5 protein-coding genes are annotated in these 7,614 nt (G+C 54.6%); all 5 read right to left on the bottom strand.

All coding sequences use genetic code 11. The annotated features are described in order from the left end of the window. Nucleotides 1-45: 45 nt before the first annotated feature. The 5 genes from XH80_RS05115 to XH80_RS05095 all read right to left on the bottom strand — a co-directional run bounded on the left by XH80_RS05115 (nucleotide 46) and on the right by XH80_RS05095 (nucleotide 7,528). Nucleotides 46-1,224: an acyltransferase family protein gene (locus XH80_RS05115; protein ID WP_271597615.1), complete on the bottom strand. Its 1,179-nt coding sequence runs from the start codon at nucleotides 1,222-1,224 to the stop codon at nucleotides 46-48. A gap of 241 nt (nucleotides 1,225-1,465) precedes the next feature. Continuing rightward, on the bottom strand, nucleotides 1,466-3,103 hold the full coding sequence (locus XH80_RS05110) for a glycosyltransferase (protein WP_271597614.1): 1,638 nt from the start codon (nucleotides 3,101-3,103) through the stop codon (nucleotides 1,466-1,468). 81 nt (nucleotides 3,104-3,184) lie between these two features. Next, nucleotides 3,185-4,726, bottom strand: coding sequence for a lipopolysaccharide biosynthesis protein (locus XH80_RS05105; RefSeq protein WP_271597613.1), 1,542 nt, complete (start codon nucleotides 4,724-4,726; stop codon nucleotides 3,185-3,187). Between the two features lie 102 nt (nucleotides 4,727-4,828). Further along, nucleotides 4,829-6,187, bottom strand: coding sequence for a glycoside hydrolase family 16 protein (locus XH80_RS05100; protein WP_271597612.1), 1,359 nt, complete (start codon nucleotides 6,185-6,187; stop codon nucleotides 4,829-4,831). 147 nt (nucleotides 6,188-6,334) lie between these two features. Continuing rightward, a complete protein-coding gene (locus tag XH80_RS05095) occupies nucleotides 6,335-7,528 on the bottom strand; it encodes an acyltransferase family protein (RefSeq protein ID WP_271597611.1) in 1,194 nt (397 codons plus the stop codon). Nucleotides 7,529-7,614 lie beyond the last annotated feature (86 nt).

Below are 7,614 nucleotides of genomic sequence, written 5' to 3'. Positions count from 1 at the left end.
CTTGAGCTTGCGCCACAATCGATGGCAAGCCCGAGGAGGGCTACCCTAGCGATTCTTTGACGCGGGCTTTACGTATAGACCAGAGAGAGAGTTCCGTATCATTGTCCTTACTGAGGGCGTGCGGCTTTCAAAAGCCCACCAAAAGACTGCGGAAACGGCCAAGCAACTCGCGATGACAACAAGAAATGACGCGAGACTCCTCCAGCTCGGCGAGACCGGATGGATCTGTCCCAGCAGCGACAGCACAAAAACGGCCACCGGAAGATGGGTGGCATAAAGCGAAAAGCTTATTTCCGACGTCGCTTGAGCAAAGCCAAAGTCCGCGACATAAGCCACGTCCCTCACCTCGAGCACTTTCAGAACGCAAACGAACGCGCATCCCAGCATAAGGTCGCTGGCCAGCCACAACTCCTGTCTGCGCAGATAAAGCCAAAAGCAGGTGGAAAGCGCAGACGCCAGGGCAAGCAGCCTTAACGACGGCTTGTCCAAACAAAACAATAGAGCGCCTGAGGTCCAGACAAGGAAGTAAACCAGATAGCTTACGGCGGTGTACTCGGAGATCTGCGTACGAGCCAATGAACAAACGACAATCAAAGCGACGATCGTCGGAATGGCCAAGAATATCCGCTGTCGAATACCAACGACCAGTCCGAACCAGGCGAAATAGTAAAGTCCCTCATTGGAGATGCTCCATAACGACAGATTGGAGCCGTATTGCTTGCACCACAACATCTGGAGAAAGGCCGCGTTGCACACGGCTTCGCGAAGCCTGAGAAACGACCATAGATTTTCGCGATCGGGAAAAAATGAGGCCCGCGCGTCTATGACGGAATGACCATTCAGCCAAGCCAACGAACTTCCATCGAGGATTGCCGTCAACAAGAGAGCCGGAATCAGGACAACAAACATCCTCGATACTCTTGCAATAAGGTACTCGGCCAATACCATCTTGTCTTGCAAGACACGAATGAGAAATGGTCCTCCGACCAGATAGCCGCTTAAGACAAAGAAAATAATCACCGCCTCGTGCCCCCATTTGGCAGCAAATCGAAGGGCTGCGCAGACGACGCCAAATAGCACGCCAGTACTCTCGACTGCAGAGGTGGTGAAGACCAAGGCGAACGCGTGAAACATCAGAACCGCGAGCGCAGCGAGTCCGCGTAGCAGGTTCAGCCACATAGAAAGCCGAGGGGCGATGCGCGTGTCTTGCCGTAACGTCAACATGTGCCCCTCTCGTCGATCTCGACCGGCCCAACCAACTCACGTCGAGATATACCCCTTCTCTCGCTCTCACTTCTCGCTCTCACTCGCGGTCTTGATCTACGAACCCGCGGGCGCGAGGCTTTCATTCACCCCGATCGCTCCTCAATCTAGACGGCGAGAATTTGGATTTCTGTGAAACGCATTTCCATCCGACCCACCTTGGGCTTCGACCAATCGCAAGCAGGCGGTTAATCTGAGCCGCCTAGATATACCTGCTCGCGAGGCGGCTGTAGGTCGAGCGGCCATTTCTTATCCAATCCGAAAGGCGCGCTTCGTCGGAATGCACGAAGTACTTCTTGTAGGAATAGGATTCCCAAAGATGATGGCAGACTGCATTGTCGAAACTATGGTTCTCTTCGAACATGAGTTTCATGCTCTGATCGTCCCAGCTCGGCCAGTGAAAACGATCATGAGGCTGCACGTTAATCGACCAGACACCACTCCGCCACATGACGTAAGGAAGCTGTACTGAAAACTGATCCCAAGTCTTATCTGAAAATCGCTCGTACGAATCCAACCAGTCGACGAGAAACCCATCGTTCGGAGCGGCCAACATTACGGCATTGCAAAGTCCATCGACCTTATGCCCGATCTGCAGACCGATCGAAAACGAGCTGTCCAGCATATCATCGAACGGCCTTACCGTTATCGTGTCGAGATCGAGATAGATACCGCCCATCTCCTTCAATATGCCCATTCTCGTGATATCTGCCTTGTGGGCGAAGTGGTTCAGCTTACGTCCCTTGAATTCGTGCGGGATAACGATCTTGTTCATCGAGAGCAGACCTTCGACGTCCCTGAAGCTGGGCGATTCAGGTTTGTAATGGTGATGAAAAAAGACCTCTTCCGGCTTGATCTTCTCGATGGCAGACCTGACTGCAATTTTATGCATGACGTTGAATGGCTTTCCGCCGAAATCAGGCGACAAGCCAAAGACGAAATGAATGATCTTGGGGACCTTATTCTTCACGATTGCCGGGAAGGATCTATCTGAGGCTAACTCGTCAGCCATACGTTCCCGAATCGGATCGGGAACGTACCGCCGCACCTTGGCTTTAGACTGATTGCCTATAAGGGCCTTCACCCGGTGGCAAAAGTCTCTATTGGCATCCCGACACTCCTCCAACGCCTTGTCATGGATCTCGGATTCAGAAAATGCAGCAGTCCAGCAGTCCGCCTGCGCTATTGGCACTTGGTGCTTGAGCGTGAGCATCTTGCTGCCGCCACCGATTGCGACCACGGGCTTCTTCGCGAGCGTGCCAAGGTATGCCGCATGATATGAATTGGTAACGATGCGACGAGCGGAACAGATCGCTTCAACAAATGCCTGGCTGCTACAATCGTTAAACACGATCCTCGCGTCGTCTGATGATTGCGACACGATGGACGATATCATTTCTTTGTCCGACCGAAGGTCGCGATGAAGCAGGAAAAGCGTTCCGAAACTCGAATTGCCCGGTTCATCGAGTTGCGGGTTCATGCAGCTTGGGCACGGAACCCACGTAAATCCAGCGTTGTAATCGCGAATTCCGACCAAGTTGAACTGCCGCAACTGGCCATACTCCTCAAACCCCGGCTGCCGTTTGTCAACCGCGTAGACATCGTGACTGTTGTGACCGGCGCCCCACAAGATTGTCGGTATCTGACCGCGAGTCCAAGACGAAATGTCCGCGTCAAAAAATGGCTGCCCGATCAACCCCCCGCCTCCTACGACGACGGCTTTGGCGTTTTCCCTCGTTAGCTTTCGCAAGGCACGACGAGGCAGGCTTGCACCGGCATGGACTTCCTGGCGAACTGCCCAGTTGAATTCAGAACCGAAATAGTTGAGCGGACTGGACATCATATCTCCGATGTTGCCATCGCTCAGTCTGCTTACAAAGATTACTGGTCGCCGCACTTGAACCTCTTTTCCTGGTCTTGATCAAACTTCCAAGCAGCGTTCGCCGGTCCTAAACCGGAGCCGCCGGAGTTTTCCTAACTGATCGATCATCCTGCGCTCCGCGCCGGCGGGCGCTCCACACGCGATCCAAAGAAGTGAGTGGCTTATTACGTATATGCTCGCTCCCAGGACAATCTTCCCGGCGAGTATCGCAGTGAGCGCCAGGGGACCGACATACCCGAAATGAGAGTTCGGTAAGAGCATCAATGTAGCGTACATGATTGTCACTGACGTGATGCTGCGCCAACTCGCCGTAATCGGATCCAGCATCCTGCTGTGCGTGATCCTGGCGGCCAGATGCAAGCCATATAAGATGAAAAAGGAGCCCGTTATCACCCTTCCGATGACAATTCCCATCAAGCCTCCCAAATGGAAACCCGCAACCAAGACCGAAACTCGGAAAATAAAGAAAACTGCCGCGCGAACGAAAAGGTCTCGCCCCCTATCCATCGACAAGGCAACTGTTTCGATTCCGGCGAGCATCGTCTGCAGGGCGATCAGGGGAGCAATGCAAACCACGACGTTTACAGAGATCTCCCACTGCGGACCGACAAACAGATAAACGGCATCTCTCGCCACCGCAGACATGCCAAAGCCAATCGGCAGCGCCATGGCTAGAATAACCGACTGCGCTTCTCGGTACGCCTTTCGAAGTCGTTCCACGTCGCTCGACATCAGAGAGAATGCCGGAAACAGAGCGCGACTGAGGGGCGCTACGCAATCTCCAGTCGTCATCACCGTAATCTGTTGACCGATATGATAGGCTCCAAGAGTTTCGCTACCAAAACGTCTTCCGATGAGCAGATAGTCTACCCTGCCGTTCAGGTAATCCAGAGCGCCGATCAATATCATCCAAACCCCGAACGAAACTATTTCCTTGGTCTTGGAAAGGTCCAGCCGAGGCCGCCAGGGGATATTGTAGTATGACAAGAACAGCATGGATGTGCTCGACGCAATCGAGCCAAGGACGATCGCCCAATAGTTACGCAGCATGAACGCCGCTGTTATGCCTGCCGCCGCCCCAATGACGATCGATACGATCTGCCTCCTGCTTTCCCTAGCGAAGTCGAGTCTCTTCGAATAAACGCTCAAGAGCGGGTTATTGAGACAGGCCAGCAGGGATGGAATGGCCATGACGCACAGGACGTCTTTCAGACGCTCGTCGCCTAGCAAATGCGCCACGAGGCCTGAGGAAAGAACCAGCAGAATTCCTGTTATCAACCCGCGTATGAGGCTAATCGTAAACGCTGTATCCAGATGAGCTCTCGTCAAGCTCTGCGACTTGATGATGGCACCAGACACCTGAAAATCCGACAAGATATTGATAAACCCGACTGCTGCTGTAGCGAGTGCAATGATGCCGTAATCGTCCGGCGTGAGCATGCGGGCGAGGATGGCCGTCGAAATCAGTTGCGCAGCTCGCGAAAATGCGGTTGTCGCCCACAGGACTGCGGCGCTATTCACCAGCCGCCCACCGACTTCGTGCCGATTCTCGTCCACCAGAAAGTCTATTTCGCGTTGCATTCAATTGCCCTTTTTGAATGGTGCCACCCGTATCAGCCCGCACCACACAGGCCTTCCAAGGATCAATACGACGCGAGGTGTTTCCGTGAGGCGCGTGCGACGTCAGTGAGGCCGAACGCGCAGCATCGCGAGACGACACGATCGCGCCTTAACCGGCTGACTTACATGCGTGCTGCACGTAACAGGGCTTGCCAATACCTCTTTCGTGCCATTTTCGGCGATTGTTTCTGCCACCAGCCTTGCGACCAAGACATAGTCGCCGGAGCGCTGGATAGCGGGCATTGAAACCTCTATCACGCGAACGCCGTCGGCGTTCGTCGTCAGGGTGCTTACGTCCAGCTTACTGGAGGTCGTGGACACGACCGCTCCTGTTGCCCCATCCGCCACCGAAACCTGGAGCAACCTGTTGGCGGGATAGTTTTCCGGAATATTGAGCGGAATTTCGAAACGCAATTGGTCGGTGGGACTCAAGGACAACGACCCGCTGCCGGATTGCCCTGCGACCGTCGCCGTCTCGGCACCTAGAAACGCGGGCTTCGGCATGTCGTTGAGCGCTGCCGTATATCCAAATTCATTCGGATCCGGCGTCACGTCGCTCGGGCCGCATTTTCGGCTTCCCCGCTCAGAGGACGTGAACTGGCAGACGCGAACGTAGTCGATCTTGAACGTCTGCGGAAAAGCCGCGTCATCGATCCCGTGCCGGCCGGCCCAGGCTGCTCCGCCGATGGCGAAATTGAGATCGATGTGCGCCGGCGGACCCAGTTGGCCGTCCTTCCTGAGCCACTGGTACATGCGCGTGTAGACGAGGCGGCCGTCCCAGAAGAACGAAATGCGGTCAGGAGCCCAAACGAAGCCGGCAATATGCCAGTCCTTGTTCAGATCCTCCTTGCTGACCATGTCCTGAAACCTGAGCACGAAGGAGTTGTCCACATACGTGTAGGACTGCGGCGTCCACTTATCTTTACTCATGGCATTCGAGTGCAGCATGTTCGGCTTGTCTTCCACGCCATTGATGACGTACTCGAAAATGTCGATCTCCGGCGGATGCCAGAACTTTCCATCGATGTCGTAATCGGCTTCGAGCCAGAATGCCGGCCACGATCCCCGCGCATTCGGAAGAAAGACCCGCGCTTCGTAGTAGCCGTAGTAGAATGTCTGATGGCTCCGGATCATCGCGGACTCGAACGTGTCCGCCTCCTCATTCTTTTTTGCGGTCAGGGTCAGCGCGCCTTCGGACACCACGTGGTTGTCGCGGTAGCGCTGCTTTTCATCGTTGAAACGATCCATCGTTTCGTTGTTGTAGATGTATCGGGTGGCCCATTTGGTTCGATCAAGCTTGTCGCCGTTGAACTCATCCGAAAAAACCAGTTCCCAGCCAGCGCACCAGGCCGGCGCTGCTGATCCGAGTGCAACGACTATCGAGGCGACACAAAGGACTTGCCTGCGCACGGCTGCGATCATAACGAGACCCTTTCGGTTCGGTTGTTAGCCCGGCTGGGAGACGCTGTGCCGGCCCAATACGCAAAGACGATGGCAACGGTGACACTGCCTCGTCGCAAGCCGGCACAATCAAGCGCACGGCTCTGCGGCTTTTTCCCGAATAGACAGTCAACTTGCGATCGTTTTGGGGCGGTGACTTGTCGAACAATCAAGAACATTTGACTGTCCCTCTATTAGGTTCCCTCCTTGAGTGCCGTCGAGCGCTTGATTGATCGGCCGGACTGCCGGTTTCGCTTGCGAGGCCCAGTCGAGCCGTTTTCGAATCTGTCCCGTCACCTTCACTTCAAGGACGCGATGGCTGATCGTTGCAACGATAAGCGACGGCGGAAGCGAGACCAGGAGGAAAAACAGTTGCGATCCGCTCCCCAATGCATCGACCATGCCCGTTCGATACATGATCAGCTTGACCCCGGCCATGACGATCGGCGGCCAGAGATAAAAACTGAAGCTGACCGTTCCCAGCCACTGCATCACCTGCCAACGCAACATTCTTCCGAACAGACCGTTTCCTCGGGACATGCCTAGCAGGAAAATAGTCCCGAAGACGCCACCAAGAACAACAAATGGAAAAGCAGAGATCCAGTCATGGAATGACAAATATGCTGGCGTGACAAAGCCAACGTAGTCCGTTGCGCTGGCAAGTTCTAGGCCTCTCCAGACCGTCAGGAACAGCACGAAGAAGATCGCCGGGTACTTCGCCAGGGATTGCAACAAGGTCGACGATAGGTACTTCTCCGCGATGAGCACGCCACCAATCATCAGGAGCGCACGGGGATAGTACACGAGCAAGATCAACGAACTGACAGCTACCGCCAGCGCCAGCGGACGACTGACACCGCCGATCACGAAAACGACGGCACACACTCCATAGAACAGGAATTCGTATCCGAGCGACCACGCGGCGGGATTGATCTGGATGATGTCAATAAATGGAGGCGGCGCCATTAGATTTGCACCAACCAACAGCAGACTTGGACCATTTCCTGAAAGCCAGCCAAAAATCGCAATCGCGATCACGGTCGCCCAGAGCACAGGAAGAATCCTCGCATAGCGATCCAAAATAAAGGTCACGACCGAGGATGCCCGATACAAGCTTGGCAGAATCACGATTCCGCTGATCCCGAAGAAGAACTCGACACCGAATTTTCCGGTCTGCAGCGCTTCTCCCAACAGCCCCCTGGCAAACAGATCGAACGTGGGTAGTCCGGAATGAACGACGTGATAGACAAATACCATGAGGCAAAACAAGCCTCTGGCACCATGAACGTAAGGGTTAAATCTTGCGCTCGCGTCGTGTTCCATGTGGGAAGTCGCTACAGGCTCTTGTATAGAGGGTGAACAGCCTCATGAGAGAGACCAAGGTCGATCGCGATCGTTGTCCTGTGTCC

Source organism: Bradyrhizobium sp. CCBAU 45384, assembly GCF_028128665.1.
Classification (GTDB): Bacteria; Pseudomonadota; Alphaproteobacteria; order Rhizobiales; family Xanthobacteraceae; genus Bradyrhizobium; species Bradyrhizobium manausense.
This window is presented reverse-complemented; position numbering and strand designations above follow the sequence as displayed.